Here is a 21,106-nt window from a genome sequence, read left to right as displayed (position 1 = left end):
TGCCGACGGGCCCTCAGATCAAAAGCGGTACTCGAGCTAACGCTCATTGTGTTGAGTGGGGCGGCTTCGCCGCAGGGGCAGCATGCAATCTGAACTGTACCTGCTGGCGATGGCGGCCTATGAGCCGACCGATCTCTAACTGAATGCACTCAATCCAAATGTGGGAGCGGGCTTGCTCGCGAAAGCGGCCTGCCAGTCGACCAATTTCTTAATGAATGTACCCAGTCCCATGTAGGAACTGCCGAAGGCTGTGATCTTTTGATCTGCTTTGGCTTTGGCTTTGGCTTTGGCTTTGGCTTTGGCTTTGGCTTTGGCTTTGGCTTTGGCTTTGGCTTTGGCTTTGGCTTTGGCTCTTGATGTGGCTTTTGATCTTCAGCCCCTTCGGCAGGCCGAGCGTAGGTGTTCATCCGGGGGGTAGGCGCGCAGCGCCATGCGGCGAAGCCGCATCCATCGAGAGGAGGTGCAGCGAAGCAAACCGGAGGCGATGCCCCCGGATGGGCACCGTAGCGAGGGAACACTGAGCCTAAGCGAAGTGCCGTACGCCGGGGCAAAGCCTTTTGGGTTACCTTTTCGGCGTCTGGAAAAGGTGACTCGCTGTAAGAGCGAAACCATAGGAGGCCGTTACCGCAGCAACGGATATACACCCAAAACCCCAAACCCCAAACAAACAAAAACGGCCTCTATATTAAGAGGCCGTTCCCGATACAACTTCAAGACGTTATCGCAAGACAGGTCTTATTTGCGATCTTCCAGCTTGGTGATATCACGCGACTCGTAGCCAGTGTACAACTGGCGCGGACGGCCAATCTTGTACGGGCTGGAGAGCATTTCTTTCCAGTGCGAGATCCAGCCAACGGTACGGGCCAGAGCGAAGATCACGGTGAACATGCTGGTTGGAATGCCGATCGCCTTGAGGATGATCCCCGAGTAGAAGTCGACGTTCGGGTACAGCGAGCGCTCGATGAAGTACGGGTCGGTCAGTGCGATCTCTTCCAGGCGCATGGCCAGTTCGAGTTGCGGATCGTTGTTGATGCCCAGTTCTTTCAGCACTTCGTCGCAGGTCTGCTTCATCACAGTCGCGCGAGGGTCGCGGTTCTTGTAAACCCGGTGACCGAAGCCCATCAGCTTGAACGGATCGTTCTTGTCCTTGGCCTTGGCGATGAACTTGTCGATGTTGGACACATCGCCAATCTCGTCAAGCATGGTCAATACGGCTTCGTTCGCACCGCCGTGGGCAGGGCCCCACAGTGCGGCGATACCGGCGGCGATACAGGCGAACGGGTTGGCACCCGAGGAGCCTGCCAGACGCACGGTGGAGGTCGATGCGTTCTGCTCGTGATCGGCATGGAGAATGAAGATCCGGTCCATGGCCTTGGCGAGTACCGGGCTGATCGGTTTGATCTCGCACGGGGTGTTGAACATCATGTGCAGGAAGTTTTCCGCGTACGTCAGGTCGTTGCGCGGGTACATCATGGGTTGGCCCATGGAGTACTTGTAAACCATCGCTGCCAGGGTCGGCATCTTGGCAACCAGACGGATCGCGGAGATTTCGCGATGCTGCGGGTTATTGATGTCCAGGGAGTCGTGGTAGAAGGCCGAGAGGGCGCCGACTACGCCGCACATGACGGCCATCGGGTGGGCGTCGCGACGGAAGCCGTTGAAGAAGGTTTTCAGCTGCTCGTGAACCATGGTGTGGTTTTTCACGGTGCTGACGAACTGGGCCTTCTGTTCTGCGGTCGGCAGTTCGCCGTTGAGCAGCAGGTAGCAGGTTTCCAGGTAGTCCGACTTTTCAGCCAGCTGTTCGATCGGGTAGCCGCGGTGCAACAGAATGCCGTTGTCGCCGTCGATATAGGTGATCTTCGATTCGCACGAAGCGGTCGACATGAAACCCGGGTCGAAAGTGAAGCGGCCCGTGGCCGTCAGGCCCCGAACATCGATTACATCGGGACCAACGGTGCCGGTTAAAATGGGCAGCTCGACGGGGGCTGCGCCCTCGATGATCAACTGCGCTTTTTTGTCAGCCATGTGGCCTCCTATTTATGCTTGAACCATCAGACAGACCCCCCACGCAGGGCCCGCACCACTATAGTGAGATAAATTCGAATGTCAATTTGCCTAAAGTCTTGCTCCAGAAGGCTTTAAGCGCACTTTTTCCTCGAAATTGACTGCCATTTACGCCTTTTATGCGACTTGTGCAATCAGCTATTGGGGGTAGGTGATTGCGTTGTCATTAGTAGCCTAACTGTCTATACTCGGCCACCGACCGCCAAGGGCTTTTGGGCTTGCTTTCATTGGGGGTCGCATCCCTGGGTGGTGGTTACCTGACCAGTGCACTCCCCAACAACTTTGCCCTGATTGTTAGGGGCTCTTCAGTGTGAAAAAAAAGCCGTGAAAAGCCAACGACCTGTAAACCTAGACCTAAGGACCATCAAACTCCCAGTCACTGCTTACACGTCCATTCTTCACCGTATCTCCGGTGTCATCCTCTTTGTGTGCCTTGCCATCATGCTTTACGCATTGGACAAGTCGCTGAGCTCCGAGGAAGGCTTCGGTCAGGTGAAAGCGTGTCTGACCAGTCCGCTAGCCAAGCTAGTGATTTGGGGCATCCTGTCCGCTCTGCTGTATCACCTGGTTGCCGGTGTGCGCCATTTGATCATGGACATGGGCATCGGTGAGACGCTGGAAGGCGGCAAGCTGGGCTCGAAAATCGTTATCGCCGTTTCCGTGGTGGTAATCGTTCTGGCAGGAGTCTGGATATGGTAACTAACGTCACGAACCTCTCGCGTTCGGGCCTCTATGACTGGATGGCGCAACGTGTGTCGGCGGTCGTTCTCGCGGCTTACTTCATCTTTCTGATCGGATACGTCGTGGCCCACCCAGGCCTCGAGTACGCCCAGTGGCATGAACTGTTTGCCCACAACGGGATGCGTATTTTCAGCCTCCTGGCCCTTGTTGCTCTCGGCGCTCACGCCTGGGTCGGCATGTGGACCATCGCGACTGACTACCTGACGCCAATGGCGTTCGGCAAGTCCGCGACGGCTATACGTTTCCTTTTCCAGGCAGTATGCGGCGTTGCAATGTTCGCTTACTTCGTCTGGGGTGTGCAGATTCTCTGGGGTATCTGAGTCATGGCTAACATTCCAACGATTTCTTTCGACGCCATCATTATTGGTGGTGGCGGTGCCGGCATGCGCGCTGCGCTGCAGCTGGCGCAGGGCGGTCACAAGACTGCGGTGATCACCAAGGTTTTCCCGACCCGTTCGCACACTGTATCCGCCCAGGGCGGCATCACCTGCGCGATCGCGTCCGCTGACCCGAACGATGACTGGCGCTGGCACATGTACGATACCGTCAAGGGTTCCGACTACATCGGTGACCAGGACGCTATCGAATACATGTGTCAGGAAGGCCCGGCTGCCGTTTTCGAGCTGGACCACATGGGTCTGCCGTTCTCGCGTACCGAACAAGGCCGTATCTACCAGCGCCCGTTCGGTGGTCAGTCCAAGGACTACGGTAAAGGCGGCCAGGCTGCCCGTACCTGCGCAGCGTCCGACCGTACCGGTCACGCGCTGCTGCACACCCTTTATCAGGGCAACCTGAAAGCCGGTACCACGTTCCTGAACGAGTACTACGCGGTCGACCTGGTGAAAAACCAGGAAGGCGAGTTTGTCGGTGTGATCGCGATCTGCATCGAAACCGGCGAAACTTCGTACATCCGCGCCAAGGCCACCGTACTTGCAACTGGCGGTGCTGGCCGTATCTACGCCTCCACCACCAACGCCCTGATCAACACCGGTGACGGCGTTGGCATGGCGCTGCGTGCTGGCGTGCCGGTACAAGACATCGAAATGTGGCAGTTCCACCCGACCGGCATCGCCGGCGCCGGTGTCCTGGTGACCGAAGGTTGCCGTGGTGAAGGTGGTTACCTGATCAACAAGCACGGCGAGCGTTTCATGGAGCGTTATGCTCCGAACGCGAAAGACCTCGCTGGTCGTGACGTGGTTGCCCGCTCGATGGTTAAAGAAATCATCGCCGGCAACGGTTGCGGTCCGAATGGCGACCACGTAATGCTCAAACTCGACCACTTGGGCGAGGAAGTGCTGCACAGCCGTCTGCCAGGCATCTGCGAGCTGTCGAAGACTTTCGCACACGTTGACCCGGTGGTTGCTCCGGTTCCGGTTGTTCCGACCTGCCACTACATGATGGGCGGCGTTGCCACCAACATTCATGGTCAGGCGATTACCCAGAACGCCGAAGGCGTGGATCAGATCATTCCTGGTCTGTTCGCCGTAGGTGAAGTGGCTTGCGTATCGGTACACGGTGCCAACCGTCTGGGCGGCAACTCGCTGCTCGACCTGGTGGTATTCGGCCGCGCTGCCGGCCTGCACCTGGAGAAGGCGCTGACCGACGGCATCGAATACGATGACGCTACCGAGTCCGACATCGAAGCAGCCCTGTCGCGTCTGAATGCGCTGAACGGCCGTACCGATGGCGAAGACGTGGCCACCCTGCGTCGCGAGCTGCAAAGCTGCATGCAGAACTACTTCGGTGTGTTCCGTACCGGCGAATACATGCAGAAAGGTATCGCTCAACTGGCCGATCTGCGCAAGCGTATCGCCAACGTGAAGATCAACGATAAGTCGCAGGCGTTCAACACTGCACGTATCGAAGCGCTCGAGCTGCAAAACCTGCTGGAAGTGGCTGAAGCTACCGCCATCGCGGCCGAAGTACGTAAAGAGTCCCGCGGCGCTCACGCCCGTGAAGACTTTGAAGACCGTGACGACGAAAACTGGCTGTGCCACACCCTGTACTTCCCGGGTGAGAAACGCGTCGCCAAGCGTGCCGTTAACTTCTCGCCGAAGACTGTTCCGACTTTCGAACCTAAAGTCCGGACTTATTAAGGGTGATCGCCATGTTGCAAGTCAGTGTTTATCGCTACAACCCTGATCAGGACGCTGCGCCGTTCATGCAGGAATTCCAGGTCGATACCGGTGGTAAAGACCTGATGGTGCTGGACGTGCTGGCCCTGATCAAAGAGCAGGACGAGGGTTTCTCCTATCGTCGCTCTTGCCGTGAAGGCGTCTGCGGCTCCGACGGCATGAACATCAACGGCAAGAACGGTCTGGCGTGCATCACGCCACTGTCCGCCGTTGTAAAAGGCAACAAGTTGATCGTTCGTCCGCTGCCAGGTTTGCCGGTTATCCGTGACCTGGTTGTCGATATGAGCATCTTCTACAAGCAATACGAGAAGGTTAAGCCTTACCTGCAGAACGACACGCCGGCTCCGGCCATCGAGCGTCTGCAGTCCCCTGAAGAGCGTGAAAAGCTCGACGGTCTGTACGAGTGCATCCTGTGCGCCTGCTGCTCGACCTCGTGCCCGTCCTTCTGGTGGAACCCGGACAAGTTCCTGGGTCCAGCTGCCCTGCTGCAAGCGTACCGCTTCCTGGCAGACAGCCGTGACACCAAGACGTCCGAGCGTCTGGCTTCGCTTGATGACCCGTTCAGCGTTTTCCGCTGCCGGGGCATCATGAACTGCGTCAACGTATGTCCGAAAGGCCTGAACCCGACTAAGGCCATCGGTCACATCCGTAACATGCTGCTTTCGAGCGGCGTGTGATTCAGCTGCTGTAACCGTAGAACCGCTGTAACGAAGAGGCTGTGGCGCGGGCTTCAACCCGCGTCATGGCTATAACCAGAGCAGTAGCCACAAGCTGCAGCTCTTATTTTGAAGAAATGAGACAAGCAGGGGCATCCGGGCTGGTACCCGGACTATCAGCGTGATCCTAAGTGGCTTGTTTTGGTCGCTGCATTCGGACTTCTGCAAGTTTGCTCGGTATTGACGCCGATGGTGTTCCCCTAACCGAGGGTGACCAAGCATGCAAGAAAGCGTGATGCAGCGCATGTGGAACAGCGCCTACCTTTCAGGTGGAAACGCTGCCTATGTGGAAGAGCTTTATGAGCTCTACCTGCACGACCCTAACGCTGTGCCAGAAGAGTGGCGCACCTACTTTCAGAAGCTGCCTGCCGACGGCAGCTCTGCCACTGATGTTTCGCACTCCACAATTCGCGATCATTTCGTGCTGCTGGCAAAGAACCAGCGCCGCGCCCAACCGGTTTCCGCCGGTAGCGTGAGCAGTGAGCACGAGAAGAAGCAAGTTGAAGTGCTGCGATTGATCCAGGCCTACCGTATGCGTGGCCACCAGGCAGCCCAGCTGGACCCGCTGGGGCTGTGGCAGCGTCCTGCACCTGCAGACCTGTCGATCAATCATTACGGCTTGACCAATGCCGATCTTGATACGACCTTCCGTGCCGGCGACCTGTTCATCGGCAAAGAGGAAGCGAGCCTACGCGAAATTCACGAAGCGTTGCAGCAGACATATTGCCGCACCATCGGCGCTGAATTTACGCACATCACCGATTCCGAGCAGCGCCACTGGTTCCAGCAGCGTCTGGAAAGCGTGCGTGGTCGTCCGACGTACTCCGCTGACATCAAGAGCCATCTGCTCGAGCGCGTCACTGCCGGTGAAGGCCTGGAAAAATACCTGGGCACCAAATACCCGGGCACCAAGCGTTTCGGTCTGGAAGGCGGCGAAAGCCTGATTCCGATGCTCGACGAACTGATCCAGCGTTCCGGTTCCTACGGCACCAAGGAAGTCGTCATCGGCATGGCCCACCGTGGCCGTCTGAACGTGCTGGTCAACACCTTCGGCAAGAACCCGCGCGAGCTGTTCGACGAGTTCGAAGGCAAGAAGAAGGTCGAGCTGGGTTCCGGTGACGTTAAATACCACCAGGGCTTCTCGTCCAACGTGATGACCGCCGGCGGTGAAGTTCACCTGGCCATGGCGTTCAACCCGTCCCACCTGGAAATCGTTTCCCCGGTGGTAGAAGGTTCGGTTCGCGCCCGTCAGGATCGTCGTAACGACCCGACCGGTGAGAAGGTTCTGCCGATCTCCATCCACGGTGACGCTGCATTCGCAGGTCAGGGCGTGGTCATGGAAACCTTCCAGATGTCGCAGACCCGCGGTTTCAAGACCGGCGGTACCGTGCACATCGTGATCAACAACCAGGTCGGTTTCACCATCAGCAACCCGCTGGACTCGCGTTCCACCGAGTACGCCACCGACGTTGCGAAGATGATTCAGGCGCCGATCCTCCATGTGAATGGCGATGATCCGGAAGCCGTGCTGTTCGTGACCCAGTTGGCCATCGACTACCGCATGCAGTTCAAGCGTGACGTGGTGATCGACCTGGTCTGCTACCGTCGTCGCGGCCACAACGAGGCCGACGAGCCAAGCGGTACCCAGCCGCTGATGTATCAGCAGATCACCAAGCAGCGCACCACCCGTGAGCTGTACGCTGATCGTCTGACCCAGGCCGGCGTACTCGACGCAGAGCGTGTTCAGGCGAAAGTCGACGAATACCGCAACGCGCTGGACAACGGTCTGCACGTCGTGAAATCGCTGGTCAAAGAGCCGAACAAAGAGCTGTTCGTGGACTGGCGTCCGTATCTGGGCCACGCCTGGACTGCGCGTCACGACACGCGTTTCGATCTGAAGACCCTGCAGGAACTGTCCGCCAAGCTGCTGGAGATTCCGGAAGGCTTCGTGGTTCAGCGTCAGGTTGCGAAGATCTACGAAGACCGTCAGAAGATGCAAGCCGGCGGCCTGCCGATCAACTGGGGTTACGCCGAAACCATGGCGTACGCGACCCTGGCGTTCGAAGGTCACCCGATCCGCATGACCGGTCAGGACATCGGCCGCGGTACGTTCTCGCACCGTCACGCTGTGCTGCACAACCAGAAAGATGCTGGCACCTACATTCCGCTGAAACACCTGTACGAAGGTCAGCCACGCTTTGACCTGTACGACTCGTTCCTGTCGGAAGAAGCGGTACTGGCCTTCGAATACGGCTACTCGACCACCACGCCAAACGCGCTGGTGATCTGGGAAGCCCAGTTCGGCGACTTCGCCAACGGTGCACAGGTTGTTATCGACCAGTTCATCACCAGCGGCGAACACAAGTGGGGCCGTCTCTGCGGTCTGACCATGCTGTTGCCGCACGGCTACGAAGGTCAGGGTCCTGAGCACAGCTCGGCTCGTCTTGAGCGTTACCTGCAGCTGTGCGCCGAGCACAACATTCAGGTGTGCATGCCGACCACTCCGGCCCAGATCTACCACTTGCTGCGTCGTCAGGTGATTCGCCCGCTGCGCAAACCTCTGGTAGTGCTGACGCCGAAGTCGCTGCTGCGCCACAAGCTGGCCGTCTCGACCCTGGAAGATCTGGCCGAAGGTTCGTTCCAGACCGTGATCCCGGAAATCGATGCCCTGGACCCGAAAAAGGTCGAGCGCGTTGTTCTGTGTAGCGGCAAGGTCTACTACGACCTGCTGGAAAAACGCCGTGCCGAAGGCCGTGACGATATCGCCATCGTGCGTATCGAGCAGCTGTATCCATTCCCTGAGGACGACTTGAAAGAAGTCCTGGCGCCTTATACCAACGTCAAGCATGCCGTTTGGTGTCAGGAAGAGCCGATGAACCAGGGTGCCTGGTACTGCAGCCAGCATCACCTGCGTCGCAGCATCGGTAACCTCAACAAGTCTCTCGTACTCGAGTACGCGGGCCGTGAGGCTTCTGCTGCCCCAGCATGTGGTTACGCATCGATGCACGCCGAGCAGCAGGAAAAACTGCTGCAAGACGCGTTTACCGTTTAACGCCTTCGCGCACCTGAAACCGAATTTAAGGAACCACAGATAATGGCTATCGAGATCAAAGCCCCCACTTTCCCGGAATCGGTTGCCGATGGCACCGTTGCCACCTGGCACAAAAAACCGGGCGACGCCGTCAAGCGTGACGACCTGATCGTCGACATCGAAACCGACAAAGTCGTACTGGAAGTGCTGGCTACCGCCGACGGCGTGCTGGGCGCAATCGTCAAGAACGAAGGCGACACCGTTCTGTCCGACGAAGTTCTGGGCTCCATCGAAGCGGGCGGCGCTGCTGCCGCTGCTCCAGCCGCCGCTGCTGCTCCGGCCGCTGCTGCTGCCGCACCGGCTGCTGCCGAAGGCGAAGACGATCCTGTTGCTGCTCCTGCTGCGCGCAAGCTGGCTGAAGAGAATGGCATCAACATCGCTTCCGTTGCCGGCACCGGCAAGGGTGGTCGTGTGACCAAGGAAGACGTGGTCGCTGCTGTTGCCGCGAAGAAAGCCGCTCCGGCTGCCGCACCTGCCAAGGCTGCTGCTCCTGCTGCCGCTGCTCCGGTATTCGCTGCCGGTGATCGCGTTGAAAAACGCGTGCCGATGACCCGTCTGCGTGCCAAGGTTGCCGAGCGTCTGGTTGAAGCCCAGTCGAACATGGCGATGCTGACCACGTTCAACGAAGTCGACATGACCGAAGTCATGGCCCTGCGTTCGAAGTACAAGGACCTGTTCGAGAAGTCCCACAACGGCGTACGCCTGGGCTTCATGTCGTTCTTCGTCAAGGCTGCCACCGAAGCGCTGAAACGCTTCCCGGCGGTCAACGCTTCGATCGACGGCGCGGACATCGTTTACCACGGCTACGCCGACATCGGTGTTGCCGTTTCCAGCGACCGTGGTCTGGTCGTACCGGTTCTGCGTAACGCCGAGCTGATGAGCCTGGCTGAAATCGAAGGCGGCATCGCCACTTTCGGCAAGAAAGCCCGTGACGGCAAATTGTCGATGGAAGAGATGACTGGCGGTACCTTCACCATCACCAACGGTGGTACCTTCGGTTCGATGATGTCGACTCCGATCGTCAACCCGCCGCAGGCAGCGATTCTGGGCATGCACAACATCATCCAGCGTCCTATGGCCATCAACGGTCAGGTCGTGATCCGTCCGATGATGTACCTGGCACTGTCCTACGATCACCGTCTGATCGATGGCAAAGAAGCTGTAACCTTCCTGGTGACCATCAAGAACCTGCTGGAAGACCCGGCTCGTCTGTTGCTGGATATCTGATAGAAGCAGCCATGCGCTGCGGGTAGCGTACCGTCGGAAACGGCGGTGCGGCCCGCAGCGCGCGGCTTGAAGCTTTTCGCTCAAGAGGATTTTTTGAATGTCGCAGAAATTTGACGTAGTAGTGATCGGTGCCGGCCCTGGCGGCTATGTTGCTGCCATCAAGGCCGCGCAGCTGGGTCTCACCACTGCCTGCATCGAGAAGTACACCGACGCTGAAGGCAAGCAGGCCCTCGGCGGTACTTGCCTGAACGTCGGCTGCATTCCGTCCAAGGCGCTGCTCGACAGCTCCTGGAAGTACAAGGAAGCCAAAGAGAGCTTCAACGTTCACGGTATCTCGACCGGCGAAGTCAAAATGGACGTCGCTGCGATGGTTGGCCGCAAGGCTGGCATCGTCAAGAACCTGACCGGCGGCGTTGCCACCCTGTTCAAGGCCAACGGCGTTACTTCGATTCAGGGCCACGGCAAGCTGCTGGCTGGCAAGAAAGTCGAAGTCACCAAGCCGGACGGCTCGGTTGAAGTCATCGAAGCCGAAAACGTCATCCTGGCGCCAGGTTCGCGTCCGATCGACATTCCACCGGCTCCGGTCGATCAGAAAGTCATCGTCGATTCGACTGGCGCTCTGGAATTCCAATCCGTACCTAAACGTCTGGGCGTGATCGGTGCTGGCGTGATCGGTCTGGAGCTGGGCTCGGTTTGGTCGCGTCTGGGTGCAGAAGTGACTGTCCTGGAAGCTCTGGACACGTTCCTGATGGCAGCGGACACCGCCGTTTCCAAGGAAGCGCTGAAAACCCTGACCAAGCAGGGTCTGGACATCAAGCTGGGCGCTCGCGTCACCGGTTCCAAAGTCAACGGCGACGAAGTCGTTGTTAACTACACCGATGCCAACGGCGAACAGACCATCACTTTCGACAAGCTGATCGTAGCCGTTGGTCGCCGTCCGGTGACCACTGATCTGCTGGCTGCCGACAGCGGCGTGACCCTGGACGAGCGCGGTTTCGTGCACGTTGACGATCACTGCGCCACCACCGTACCGGGCGTTTACGCCATCGGTGACGTGGTTCGCGGCATGATGCTGGCTCACAAAGCCTCGGAAGAGGGCATCATGGTTGTCGAGCGCATCAAGGGCCACAAAGCCCAGATGAACTATGACCTGATCCCTTCGGTTATTTATACTCACCCGGAAATCGCGTGGGTTGGCAAAACCGAGCAGGCCTTGAAAGCCGAAGGCGTTGAAGTTAACGTCGGCACCTTCCCGTTCGCCGCTTCCGGCCGTGCCATGGCCGCCAACGATACCGGTGGTTTCGTCAAGGTCATCGCTGATGCCAAGACTGACCGCGTATTGGGCGTGCACGTGATTGGCCCAAGCGCTGCAGAACTGGTTCAGCAGGGCGCGATCGGTATGGAATTCGGCACCAGCGCTGAAGACCTGGGCATGATGGTTTTCTCCCATCCGACCCTGTCTGAAGCCTTGCACGAAGCTGCTCTGGCTGTGAATGGCGGCGCCATCCACATCGCCAACCGCAAGAAGCGTTAAGACAATAAGAAACCACGGCGGTAACGGCCCGTCGTGAGCCTTGCGAGCAAGTCTCACCGCGGAATGTCCGCTGGACGCAGTCTTGCGTAGCTGCACCGGGTATCCGGAAAGGCTACGCAAGCAGCAGTCACAGGTGGCGCGGCACTCATCAAGAGCGCAGCGCCGAATGCGCAGTACCTAACGAAGACGGTAAAAAGCATGAATCTTCACGAGTATCAGGGTAAGCAGCTGTTCGCTGAATACGGCCTGCCAGTTTCCACTGGTTATGCAGTAGACACCCCGGAAGCAGCAGCAGAAGCTTGCGACAAAATCGGCGGCAGCGAGTGGGTTGTCAAAGCCCAGGTCCACGCCGGTGGTCGCGGTAAAGCGGGCGGCGTCAAGCTGGTTCGCAACAAAGAAGACGCCAAGGCCTTCGCACAGCAGTGGCTGGGCAAGCGTCTGGTGACTTACCAGACTGACGCCAATGGTCAGCCAGTCACCAAGATCCTGGTTGAATCGTGCACTGATATCGCTAAAGAGCTGTACCTGGGCGCTGTCGTTGACCGTTCGAGCCGTCGCATCGTGTTCATGGCTTCCACCGAAGGTGGCGTGGACATCGAGAAAATCGCTCACGACACTCCAGAAAAAATTCTGAAAGCCACTATCGATCCACTGGTTGGCGCTCAGCCGTTCCAGGGTCGCGAGCTGGCGTTCCAACTGGGTCTGGAAGGCAAGCAAGTTGCCCAGTTCGCCAAGATCTTCGTCGGTCTGGCCAAACTGTTCCAGGATCACGATCTGGCCCTGCTGGAAGTGAACCCGCTGGTGATCAAGGCTGACGGCGATCTGCACTGCCTGGACGCCAAGATCAACATCGACGCCAACGCCATGTACCGTCAGCCTAAGCTGAAGACTTTCCACGATCCGTCGCAAGACGATCCGCGCGAAGCGCACGCTGCCAAGTTCGAACTGAACTACGTAGCGCTGGAAGGCAACATCGGCTGCATGGTCAACGGTGCCGGCCTGGCCATGGGTACCATGGACATCGTCAACCTGCACGGCGGCAAGCCAGCCAACTTCCTCGACGTAGGTGGTGGTGCTACCAAAGAGCGCGTGACCGAAGCCTTCAAGATCATCCTGTCCGACACCAACGTCGCTGCAGTACTGGTCAACATCTTCGGCGGCATCGTTCGCTGCGACATGATTGCCGAAGGCATCATCGGCGCTGTGAAAGAAGTCGGCGTGAAAATCCCGGTTGTTGTTCGCCTTGAAGGCAACAACGCTGAGCTGGGCGCTAAAGTACTGGCAGAAAGCGGTTTGAACATCATCGCTGCTACCAGCCTGACCGACGCTGCTCAACAAGTTGTCAAAGCTGCGGAGGGCAAATAATGAGCGTCCTGATCAATAAAGACACCAAAGTTATCTGCCAGGGTATTACCGGTTCGCAAGGTAGTTTCCACACCCAGCAAGCCATCGAATACGGCACCAAGATGGTTGGCGGCGTAACTCCGGGCAAAGGCGGCACCGAGCACCTGGGTCTGCCAGTGTTCAACACCGTTAAAGACGCAGTTGCTGCCACTGGCGCTACCGCCAGCGTGATCTACGTTCCGGCTCCTTTCTGCAAGGACTCGATCCTGGAAGCAGCGTTCGGCGGCATCAAGCTGATCGTCTGCATCACCGAAGGCATTCCTACCCTGGACATGCTGGACGCTAAAGTTAAGTGCGACGAGCTGGGTGTTACCCTGATCGGCCCTAACTGCCCAGGCGTGATCACCCCAGGCGAATGCAAGATCGGCATCATGCCAGGTCACATTCACTTGCCAGGCAAGGTCGGTATCGTTTCGCGTTCCGGCACCCTGACCTACGAAGCTGTGAAGCAGACCACTGACGCCGGTTTCGGTCAGTCGACTTGCGTCGGCATCGGTGGTGACCCGATCCCGGGTTCGAACTTCATCGACATCCTGAAGCTGTTCCAGGAAGACCCGAAGACCGAAGCGATCGTGATGATCGGCGAGATCGGCGGTTCGGCTGAAGAAGAAGCGGCTGCCTACATCAAGGCACACGTGACCAAGCCGGTTGTTTCCTACATCGCTGGTGTGACTGCTCCTCCGGGCAAGCGCATGGGCCATGCTGGCGCAATCATCTCTGGCGGCAAAGGCACTGCAGACGAGAAATTCGCTGCGCTGCAAGACGCAGGCGTAAAAACCGTGCGTTCGCTGGCAGACATCGGCAAGGCCCTGGCCGAGCTGACCGGTTGGGCCGTCAAGTAAGCCTCGCGCTTAACTGACGCTTCACCAGACAAAGGCCACCTTCGGGTGGCCTTTGTTGTTTCTGGCATATGGGTATTTGAGTGGATTCTTGTGGCGAGGGAGCTTGCTCCCGCTGGGCTGCGAAGCGGCCCTAATGCAATCTTCGGATTCATGAGTGTTTTCGGGATTTGCGCCTGCTGCGCAGTCGAGCGGGAGCAAGCTCCCTCGCCACGGAGTGCTCCGCAGGAAAAATAAATGCGTAAACGCGACACAGACACGTCGTGTATCGGATAGTTCGCCCTCAAACAGTGCGTTTGTCAGACAAATTCGTTAGGCTAGCAGCCATTTTTGCGTCTGCCGCCCACAAGGCATGCAACGCGCTAAACGGGTCAGTCTTATACGGACTGACAGCATTTCCCTAACCCCACAGGGAAATCCCCCTCTAAATTCCGATTCAGTAGTGTGGTATTTCCTTAATGAAAGTTTTGAAAGGTCAGGACATCCTGGCACTGGGCTTTATGACATTTGCCCTGTTCGTCGGGGCCGGCAACATCATTTTCCCGCCTATCGTCGGCCTGCAGTCCGGACCTGACGTCTGGATGGCGGCGCTGGGCTTTCTGATCACGGCAGTCGGTCTGCCGGTGGTCACTGTCGTCGCCCTGGCCAAGGTCGGTGGTGCGATGGATGCGCTGAGCAGCCCGATCGGCAAGATCGCCGGCGGTGTGCTCGCCGCGGCGTGCTACCTGGCGGTCGGCCCGCTGTTCGCCACCCCGCGCACCGCGACCGTGTCGTTCGAAGTGGGTCTGGCGCCACTGACCGGCGAAAGCCCGCTGGCGCTGTTCCTCTACAGCTCGGTGTACTTCCTGCTGGTGTTCTTCATCTCGCTGTATCCGGGGCGTCTGCTCGATACCGTTGGGCGTTTCCTCGCGCCGCTGAAAATCATCGCCCTGGCGGTACTCGGCATCGCCGCGTTCGCCTTGCCGGCCGGTGATATCGGTCAGGCCACGCCTGAATACGTCGCGGCACCGTTCTCCCAGGGCTTCATCAATGGTTACCTGACCATGGATACCCTCGGCGCGCTGGTGTTCGGTATCGTCATCGTCAACGCGATCCGCTCCCGTGGCGTCGAGTCGCCTGCGCTGATCACCCGTTACGCGATCATTGCCGGCCTCATTGCCGGTGTCGGCCTGGCGCTGGTGTACATCAGCCTGTTCCGCCTCGGTTCCGGCAGCCATGAAGTCGCGGCGGGTGCCACCAACGGCGCGGCGGTATTGCACGCTTACGTGCAGCACACCTTCGGTTCGCTGGGCAGCGGTTTCCTTGCGGTGCTGATCTCGCTGGCGTGCCTGGTGACGGCGGTCGGTCTGACCTGCGCCTGCGCTGAATACTTCAGCCGCGTGCTGCCACTGTCCTACAAGACCCTGGTGATCATCCTCGCTGCGTTCTCGCTGCTGGTGTCGAACCTGGGCCTGACCAAGCTGATCGCGTTCTCGATCCCGGTGCTGACCGCGATCTACCCGCCGTGCATCGTTCTGGTGGCCCTGAGCTTCTGCAAAGACTTCTGGCATGAACACGGTCGGATCCTCGGCCCGGTGATGCTGGTGTCGTTCCTGTTCGGCACTATCGACGCCCTCAAGGGCGCCGGTCTGGCTGACTGGATGCCGTCGCAGCTGTCGCACCTTCCGCTGAGCGAGCAGGGCCTGGCGTGGCTGGTGCCATGCGTGATGACCCTGGTGGTCGCCGTGGTTTGCGATCGCCTGCTGGGCAAGCGCAGCGAAGCCGTTGCCTGACGTTGCCTGACCCGCCACAAGCGGGTCTTCAGCGCTTAAACAGAAATGCCCCGTATCAATCGATACGGGGCATTTTTTATGGGTGTCAGGCAGTGTCTTTTTTCGCGAGCTAACGTCGAAGCACTGCACGGATTTTATGTAGGAGTGAGCCTGCTCGCGATGGCGTCGTGTCTGTCAGATCAATGCCGGATGTGCCACCCAATCGCGAGCAGGCTCACTCCCACAGGTAATGCATCCACACTTCACAGGAAAACGAATGTCGTTCATCCAAGCCAACCTGATCCACCTGCTCGCCGCGCTCTGGTTTGTCATCTGCTGGGGCGGCTACACCCGCTATGCGTCCTGGAAGGCCCGCGACACCGCGTGCCTCGCCAGCGTGTTGCACCTGTACCGCGAAGACTGGATGCGCCGCATGCTGCTGCGTGACAACCGTATCGCCGACGCCAGCGTGATCGGCAATCTGGAGCGCAACGCCTCGTTCTTCGCCTCCAGTACCCTGATCATCCTCGCCGGTATTCTCACCGTGCTCGGTGCGTCCGAGCGTGCAGTGTCGTTGCTGGCGGACATCCCGATGGTGCAGCAGGCGTCGCAGGGTATGTCGGAGATCAAGTTGCTGTGCCTGGCGCTGGTGTTCGTCTATGCGTTCTTCACGTTCAGCTGGTGCATGCGTCAGTACAACTTTGCGGCGGTGCTGGTCGGTTCAGCGCCGATGATCGGTGAGCGTCAGGTCTCGGAGCAGGAGCGCAAGGCATTCGCACTGCGGGCGGCGCGGGTGATTTCGATGGCGGCCAACCAGTTCAACTTCGGCCTGCGCTCTTATTACTTCGGCATGAGCATGCTGGCCTGGTTTGTCAGCCCATGGTTGTTCATGTTGATGAGTGCTGGAGTCGTGCTGGTGTTGTACCGCCGCGAGTTTCATTCCGACGTTCTCGACGTGATGGTCTATACCCCTACAGAGGCGCCGTTGCCCGAAACCAATAAAGAGGCCGCTTGATGAGTATTCCGTTCTGGTGTGTGTTTATCAGTGCACTGTTGATTTACATCGCGCGTATGCCGGTGGGCAAGGCCATGAAAGAGCAGGGCGGTTACAACAACCATCTGCCGCGCCAGCAACAAGCGCAACTGACCGGCTATGGCGCGCGGGCACTGGCGGCGCACCAGAACAGCATCGAAGCGTTCATCCTGTTTGCCGTCGGTGTGCTGATGGCGCACACCACGCAGACACAAGGCTGGTTGATCGATGCCTTGGCGATCATCTTCGTGATCGCACGGATTCTCTACTTGTGGTTGTACCTCGCTGATAAACCATCCTTGCGCAGCCTGGTCTGGCTGGTCGGCCTGATATGTTCTTTGTTGCTGATGATTAGTCCGACTTTTAGAACCGTCTTGCTCTAAGCGGCACTAGCGAAAAATTACAGGCAAAAGAAAACCCGCACTTGGCGGGTTTTCTTTTTCTGCATCAAGTCGCAATTATTGCTTCTTGGCAGCTTCTTCCTGAGCAGCCTGATTCGATTCAGCCTGATCTTTGGCGGCTTCAGCGTTTTCTTTCGCTGCGTCGTTCACTTTATCCTGAGCTTCGTTCATTTTCTGCTGAGCTTGTTCAGCATGTTGGTTGGCATCTTGAGCTTTGTCCTCGGATTTTTTATCGCAGGCAGCGAGACCGAGGGAAGCGGTCAACATCAAGGCAATAGCTAAAGTCTTACGCATGGGGTGTTTCTCCTTATGGAAAATAACTACTGGCCTTAAGAACGTTGCCCCCAACGTTAAGTTCCTCATTTCTTTCAGATATATAAGTTTGTTTTTCAGTGGAACTTTTGCGTTATTTCCTACTACTGGCACAAGGCTCTGACGAGAGTAATTATCAAATGGCTGAAAACCCCGTTTTTGAGCGCGCAACGCGATTTCTCTCGGCCCTGCGCCATTGTCAGGTGCTCGGTTTGACGGTGCACAGCGCCAGCAGCGAAGGGCTGACGGTAAAGCTGCCGTACAGCGCGCAAATCGTCGGCAATCCGCAGACCGGGGTCATCCACGGCGGTGCCATTACCTCGCTGATGGACACGGCGTGCGGCATGTCCACGTTGTGCGTGCTGCCGGAATTCGAAGTCTGCCCGACCCTGGACCTGCGCATCGACTACATGCACGCCGCCGAACCGAACAAGGATGTCTACGGCTTTGCCCAGTGTTACCGGGTCACCACCGACGTAATCTTTGCCCGCGGCTTTGCCTATCAGGACGACCCGCAGCAACCCATCGCTCACGTCGTCGGTACCTTCATGCGCATGGGCAAGGGTCTGAAGGGTACCCAGGGGTTTGGTGGCAAGATCAAAGGAGAAAGCCGATGAGCGATGACTGGAAGCAACAACTGCAGCAGGCTCACGCTCAGGGTGACTACGCGCCGCTGCTGCAGCTCATTCCTTACGCCGGATTGATCGGCGTCGAATGCTCTCGGGTCGGTGATGAGTTGCTGTTCAAGCTGCCGGCGAACAAGGACAACATTGGTAACCCTTTATTGCCGGCGATCCATGGCGGGGTGATTGCCGGGTTCATGGAGCTGGCAGCCGCGTTGCATTTGTTGATCTTCACCGGTTCGCCCGGGGTGCCGAAGATCATCGACTTTTCCCTGGATTACCTGCGTGCCGGGCAGTTTCGCGACACCTGGGCCAAATGTCAGGTCTGCCGCCAGGGCCGGCGCGTGGCCAACGTCGCCATCACCGCCTGGCAAAGTACCGAAAGCGAACCGATTGCCACCGCTCGTGCACACTTCAAAATTGATGAGCCCTTGAAATCCTGAACGCTGCCCCCAACTCAGTGAACAACCCGCCGCCGACCATCTGGGTCGCGGCCAATGCCATCTGATTGGAGTTTGATGACCATGAGTGTGGAAACTCAAAAGGAAACCCTGGGCTTCCAGACCGAGGTAAAGCAGCTGCTGCACCTCATGATCCATTCGCTGTATTCCAACAAGGAAATCTTCCTTCGCGAATTGATCTCGAACGCCTCTGACGCTGTCGACAAGCTACGCTTCGAAGCCCTGGCCAAGCCTGAGTTGCTCGAAGGTGGTGCTGAACTGAAAATCCGTGTGAGCTTCGACAAGGACGCCAAGACCGTCACGCTCGAAGACAACGGTATCGGCATGAACCGTGACGATGTGATCACCCACCTGGGGACCATCGCCAAGTCGGGCACCGCCGATTTCATGAAGAATCTCTCGGGCGATCAGAAGAAAGATTCGCACCTGATCGGCCAGTTCGGTGTCGGCTTCTACTCGGCTTTCATCGTCGCTGACAAAGTTGACGTGTACAGCCGTCGTGCCGGCACTCCTGCCAGCGAAGGCGTGCACTGGTCGTCGAAAGGCGAGGGCGAGTTCGAAGTCGCCACCATCGACAAGCCAGAGCGCGGCACCCGCATCGTCCTGCACCTGAAAGCCGCAGAAGACGAGTTCGCCGATGGCTGGCGCCTGCGCAACATCATCAAGAAATACTCCGACCACATCGCGCTGCCGATCGAGCTGCCGAAAGAAGTCACTGCCACCGAAGGCGAAGAGAAGCCAGCCGTTGAATGGGAAACCGTCAACCGCGCCAGCGCCCTGTGGACCCGTCCGCGCACTGAAGTGAAGGACGAGGAATACCAGGAGTTCTACAAGCACATCGCTCACGACTTCGAAAACCCGCTGGCCTGGAGCCACAACAAGGTCGAAGGCAAGCTCGAGTACAGCTCGCTGCTGTACGTGCCGGCCCGCGCGCCGTTCGATCTGTACCAGCGTGAAGCGCCGAAAGGCCTGAAGCTCTACGTGCAGCGCGTGTTCGTGATGGATCAGGCCGAGTCGTTCCTGCCGCTGTACCTGCGCTTCATCAAGGGCGTGGTCGATTCCAACGACCTGTCGCTGAACGTGTCGCGGGAAATCCTGCAGAAAGACCCGATCATCGACTCGATGAAGTCGGCGCTGACCAAGCGCGTGCTGGACATGCTGGAAAAACTGGCGAAGAACGAGCCTGAGCAATACAAGGGCTTCTGGAAAAACTTCGGTCAGGTCATGAAAGAAGGCCCGGCAGAAGACTTCGCCAACAAGGAAAAAATTGCCGGTCTGCTGCGTTTCGCATCGACCCAAGGCGACGACGGCGAGCAGATCGTCGGTCTGGCCGACTACCTGGCGCGAGCCAAGGAAGGTCAGGACAAGATCTACTACCTCACCGGCGAAACCTACGCGCAGGTCAAGAACAGCCCGCACCTGGAAGTCTTCCGCAAGAAAGGCATCGAAGTACTGCTGCTGACCGACCGTATCGACGAGTGGCTGATGAGCTACCTCAGCGAATTCGACGGCAAGACCTTTGTCGACGTGGCACGCGGTGACCTTGATCTGGGCAACCTTGACTCGGAAGAGGACAAGAAAGCTGCAGAAGAAGTCGCCAAGTCCAAGGAAGGTCTGGTCGAGCGCCTGAAAACCGCGCTGGGCGATTCCGTTGCCGAGGTTCGCGTCTCTCACCGTCTGACCGATTCGCCAGCCATTCTGGCGATCGGCGAACAGGACCTGGGCCTGCAAATGCGCCAGATCCTCGAAGCCAGCGGGCAGAAAGTACCGGACTCGAAGCCGATCTTCGAATTCAACCCGAGCCACCCGCTGATCGAGAAACTCGACGGCGAGCAGAACGAAGAGCGTTTTGGCGACCTGTCGCACATCCTCTTCGATCAGGCAGCCCTGGCTGCCGGCGACAGCTTGAAAGACCCGGCCGCTTATGTGCGCCGTCTGAACAAGCTGCTGGTTGAACTGTCGGTTTAATCACGTTGCAGAAAAACCCGCTTCGGCGGGTTTTTTCATTCTGGTGTTTAACATTCAGGAGTCAGAAATGAGCCAAGTCACTGTACGTTCCGTGGTCTATCAGCTGGATGGCCAGCCTTATGAAGGTCGTCTGGCGTTCGACGCCGAGCACAAGGGCGCGCGCCCGGGCCTGTTGATGGCGCCGAACTGGATGGGCGTCAGCGCCGGTGCCGAGGAGATCGCCAAGTCGGTCGCGGCCAAGGGCTACGTGGTGTTGATTGCTGACGTGTACGGCCAGGCTGTGCGTCCGCAGAACGGTGATCAGGCCGGTGCGGCGATGATGCCGCTGAAAAATGATCGCGCTCTGCTGCGCAAGCGCATGCAAGCGGCGTTCGAGCAATTGCAGACGCAGGGTGAAGCGGCGGTCGATACCTCGAAACTGGCGGTGTTCGGGTTCTGCTTCGGTGGTTGCTGTGCGCTGGATCTGGCGCGGACCGGTGCGCCAGTGAAGGCCGCCGTATCATTCCACGGCACGCTCGACTCGCCGAACCCGGCCGATGCGCAGAACATCAAGGGCTCGGTGCTGGTGTTGCACGGTGCCTCCGACCCGTTGGTGCCGAAAGAGCAGCTGCCGGCGTTTGAAGATGAGATGAACGCGGCGAAGGTCGATTGGCAGTTGCTCAGCTACGGCGGTGCGGTGCACTCGTTTACCGATCCGCATGCCAATGTGCCAGGCAAGATGATGTACGACGCGAAGACCGCCAAGCGTGCGTTCAAGTCGATGCATGACTTGCTGGAAGAAGTGTTCAAGGGCTGATTTTTCGGCG

18 protein-coding genes are annotated in these 21,106 nt (G+C 58.4%); 16 read left to right on the top strand and 2 right to left on the bottom strand.

What is annotated here, in order from left to right; all coding sequences use genetic code 11:
- Nucleotides 1-735: 735 nt before the first annotated feature.
- Nucleotides 736-2,025, bottom strand: coding sequence for a citrate synthase (gene gltA / locus LCH64_RS12560; RefSeq protein ID WP_003222994.1), 1,290 nt, complete (start codon nucleotides 2,023-2,025; stop codon nucleotides 736-738).
- Nucleotides 2,026-2,388: 363 nt separating this feature from the next.
- On the opposite strand from gltA, the gene sdhC reads away from it, so the two are divergent.
- The 12 genes from sdhC to LCH64_RS12500 all read left to right on the top strand — a co-directional run bounded on the left by sdhC (nucleotide 2,389) and on the right by LCH64_RS12500 (nucleotide 16,918).
- On the top strand, nucleotides 2,389-2,763 hold the full coding sequence (gene sdhC / locus LCH64_RS12555) for a succinate dehydrogenase, cytochrome b556 subunit (RefSeq protein WP_016773673.1): 375 nt from the start codon (nucleotides 2,389-2,391) through the stop codon (nucleotides 2,761-2,763).
- A complete protein-coding gene (gene sdhD, locus LCH64_RS12550) occupies nucleotides 2,757-3,125 on the top strand; it encodes a succinate dehydrogenase, hydrophobic membrane anchor protein (protein WP_003222999.1) in 369 nt (122 codons plus the stop codon). Before sdhC ends, sdhD begins: the two co-directional genes overlap by 7 nt.
- A gap of 3 nt (nucleotides 3,126-3,128) precedes the next feature.
- A complete protein-coding gene (sdhA, locus tag LCH64_RS12545; RefSeq protein ID WP_003223001.1) occupies nucleotides 3,129-4,901 on the top strand; it encodes a succinate dehydrogenase flavoprotein subunit in 1,773 nt (590 codons plus the stop codon).
- 11 nt (nucleotides 4,902-4,912) lie between these two features.
- Nucleotides 4,913-5,617 carry a succinate dehydrogenase iron-sulfur subunit gene (locus LCH64_RS12540; RefSeq protein WP_003223007.1) on the top strand — a complete coding sequence of 235 codons (705 nt, stop codon included), beginning with the start codon at nucleotides 4,913-4,915 and terminating at the stop codon, nucleotides 5,615-5,617.
- A 259-nt stretch (nucleotides 5,618-5,876) separates the two neighbouring features.
- Nucleotides 5,877-8,708 (top strand): 2-oxoglutarate dehydrogenase E1 component, encoded by a 2,832-nt coding sequence (locus LCH64_RS12535; protein WP_003223009.1) that lies wholly within the window; start codon nucleotides 5,877-5,879, stop codon nucleotides 8,706-8,708.
- Nucleotides 8,709-8,750: 42 nt separating this feature from the next.
- Nucleotides 8,751-9,974 (top strand): 2-oxoglutarate dehydrogenase complex dihydrolipoyllysine-residue succinyltransferase, encoded by a 1,224-nt coding sequence (gene odhB, locus LCH64_RS12530; protein WP_003223011.1) that lies wholly within the window; start codon nucleotides 8,751-8,753, stop codon nucleotides 9,972-9,974.
- 97 nt (nucleotides 9,975-10,071) lie between these two features.
- Entirely contained in the window at nucleotides 10,072-11,508 is a 1,437-nt protein-coding gene (lpdA, locus tag LCH64_RS12525) for a dihydrolipoyl dehydrogenase (RefSeq protein WP_003223013.1), read from the top strand.
- Between the two features lie 198 nt (nucleotides 11,509-11,706).
- Entirely contained in the window at nucleotides 11,707-12,873 is a 1,167-nt protein-coding gene (gene sucC, locus LCH64_RS12520; RefSeq protein WP_003223015.1) for an ADP-forming succinate--CoA ligase subunit beta, read from the top strand.
- Nucleotides 12,873-13,754, top strand: coding sequence for a succinate--CoA ligase subunit alpha (gene sucD, locus LCH64_RS12515; RefSeq protein ID WP_003223019.1), 882 nt, complete (start codon nucleotides 12,873-12,875; stop codon nucleotides 13,752-13,754). Before sucC ends, sucD begins: the two co-directional genes overlap by 1 nt.
- 455 nt (nucleotides 13,755-14,209) lie before the next feature.
- Nucleotides 14,210-15,523, top strand: coding sequence for a branched-chain amino acid transport system II carrier protein (brnQ, locus tag LCH64_RS12510; protein WP_003223020.1), 1,314 nt, complete (start codon nucleotides 14,210-14,212; stop codon nucleotides 15,521-15,523).
- 256 nt (nucleotides 15,524-15,779) lie between these two features.
- On the top strand, nucleotides 15,780-16,517 hold the full coding sequence (locus tag LCH64_RS12505; RefSeq protein WP_003223022.1) for a DUF599 family protein: 738 nt from the start codon (nucleotides 15,780-15,782) through the stop codon (nucleotides 16,515-16,517).
- Nucleotides 16,517-16,918, top strand: coding sequence for an MAPEG family protein (locus LCH64_RS12500; RefSeq protein WP_003223023.1), 402 nt, complete (start codon nucleotides 16,517-16,519; stop codon nucleotides 16,916-16,918). Before LCH64_RS12505 ends, LCH64_RS12500 begins: the two co-directional genes overlap by 1 nt.
- 75 nt (nucleotides 16,919-16,993) lie before the next feature.
- Here the strand turns inward: LCH64_RS12500 and LCH64_RS12495 are convergent, their stop codons facing one another.
- Nucleotides 16,994-17,230, bottom strand: coding sequence for a hypothetical protein (locus LCH64_RS12495; RefSeq protein WP_003223025.1), 237 nt, complete (start codon nucleotides 17,228-17,230; stop codon nucleotides 16,994-16,996).
- A gap of 158 nt (nucleotides 17,231-17,388) precedes the next feature.
- Here LCH64_RS12495 and LCH64_RS12490 point away from each other — a divergent pair, with 158 nt between their 5' ends.
- The 4 genes from LCH64_RS12490 to LCH64_RS12475 all read left to right on the top strand — a co-directional run bounded on the left by LCH64_RS12490 (nucleotide 17,389) and on the right by LCH64_RS12475 (nucleotide 21,096).
- The gene (locus tag LCH64_RS12490) at nucleotides 17,389-17,865 is read left to right on the top strand and encodes a PaaI family thioesterase (protein WP_103521563.1); all 477 of its coding nucleotides are present in this window, start codon (nucleotides 17,389-17,391) and stop codon (nucleotides 17,863-17,865) included.
- Nucleotides 17,862-18,314 carry a PaaI family thioesterase gene (locus LCH64_RS12485; protein ID WP_226500417.1) on the top strand — a complete coding sequence of 151 codons (453 nt, stop codon included), beginning with the start codon at nucleotides 17,862-17,864 and terminating at the stop codon, nucleotides 18,312-18,314. The genes LCH64_RS12490 and LCH64_RS12485 overlap by 4 nt, the downstream gene beginning before the upstream one ends.
- An 81-nt stretch (nucleotides 18,315-18,395) precedes the next feature.
- Entirely contained in the window at nucleotides 18,396-20,300 is a 1,905-nt protein-coding gene (gene htpG / locus LCH64_RS12480) for a molecular chaperone HtpG (protein WP_103485448.1), read from the top strand.
- A 67-nt stretch (nucleotides 20,301-20,367) separates the two neighbouring features.
- Complete coding sequence (locus LCH64_RS12475; RefSeq protein ID WP_103485432.1) at nucleotides 20,368-21,096, top strand: dienelactone hydrolase family protein; 729 nt, start codon at nucleotides 20,368-20,370, stop codon at nucleotides 21,094-21,096.
- Nucleotides 21,097-21,106: the final 10 nt, after the last annotated feature.

The organism is Pseudomonas sp. MWU16-30322, assembly GCF_020515535.1.
In the GTDB taxonomy this organism is placed as follows: Bacteria; Pseudomonadota; Gammaproteobacteria; order Pseudomonadales; family Pseudomonadaceae; genus Aquipseudomonas; species Aquipseudomonas fluorescens_H.
This window is presented reverse-complemented; position numbering and strand designations above follow the sequence as displayed.

Excerpts from the sequence above, each read along its gene's own strand:
- LCH64_RS12535 (WP_003223009.1), top strand. The coding sequence starts at position 5,877 with ATGCAAGAAAGCGTGATGCAGCGCATGTGGAACAGCGCCTACCTTTCA.
- LCH64_RS12540 (WP_003223007.1), top strand. The coding sequence starts at position 4,913 with ATGTTGCAAGTCAGTGTTTATCGCTACAACCCTGATCAGGACGCTGCG.
- brnQ (WP_003223020.1), top strand. The coding sequence starts at position 14,210 with ATGAAAGTTTTGAAAGGTCAGGACATCCTGGCACTGGGCTTTATGACA.
- lpdA (WP_003223013.1), top strand. The coding sequence starts at position 10,072 with ATGTCGCAGAAATTTGACGTAGTAGTGATCGGTGCCGGCCCTGGCGGC.
- LCH64_RS12490 (WP_103521563.1), top strand. The coding sequence starts at position 17,389 with ATGGCTGAAAACCCCGTTTTTGAGCGCGCAACGCGATTTCTCTCGGCC.
- gltA (WP_003222994.1), bottom strand. The coding sequence starts at position 2,025 with ATGGCTGACAAAAAAGCGCAGTTGATCATCGAGGGCGCAGCCCCCGTC.
- LCH64_RS12475 (WP_103485432.1), top strand. The coding sequence starts at position 20,368 with ATGAGCCAAGTCACTGTACGTTCCGTGGTCTATCAGCTGGATGGCCAG.
- LCH64_RS12485 (WP_226500417.1), top strand. The coding sequence starts at position 17,862 with ATGAGCGATGACTGGAAGCAACAACTGCAGCAGGCTCACGCTCAGGGT.
- sdhD (WP_003222999.1), top strand. The coding sequence starts at position 2,757 with ATGGTAACTAACGTCACGAACCTCTCGCGTTCGGGCCTCTATGACTGG.
- LCH64_RS12505 (WP_003223022.1), top strand. The coding sequence starts at position 15,780 with ATGTCGTTCATCCAAGCCAACCTGATCCACCTGCTCGCCGCGCTCTGG.
- LCH64_RS12495 (WP_003223025.1), bottom strand. The coding sequence starts at position 17,230 with ATGCGTAAGACTTTAGCTATTGCCTTGATGTTGACCGCTTCCCTCGGT.
- sdhA (WP_003223001.1), top strand. The coding sequence starts at position 3,129 with ATGGCTAACATTCCAACGATTTCTTTCGACGCCATCATTATTGGTGGT.
- sucD (WP_003223019.1), top strand. The coding sequence starts at position 12,873 with ATGAGCGTCCTGATCAATAAAGACACCAAAGTTATCTGCCAGGGTATT.
- odhB (WP_003223011.1), top strand. The coding sequence starts at position 8,751 with ATGGCTATCGAGATCAAAGCCCCCACTTTCCCGGAATCGGTTGCCGAT.
- htpG (WP_103485448.1), top strand. The coding sequence starts at position 18,396 with ATGAGTGTGGAAACTCAAAAGGAAACCCTGGGCTTCCAGACCGAGGTA.
- LCH64_RS12500 (WP_003223023.1), top strand. The coding sequence starts at position 16,517 with ATGAGTATTCCGTTCTGGTGTGTGTTTATCAGTGCACTGTTGATTTAC.
- sucC (WP_003223015.1), top strand. The coding sequence starts at position 11,707 with ATGAATCTTCACGAGTATCAGGGTAAGCAGCTGTTCGCTGAATACGGC.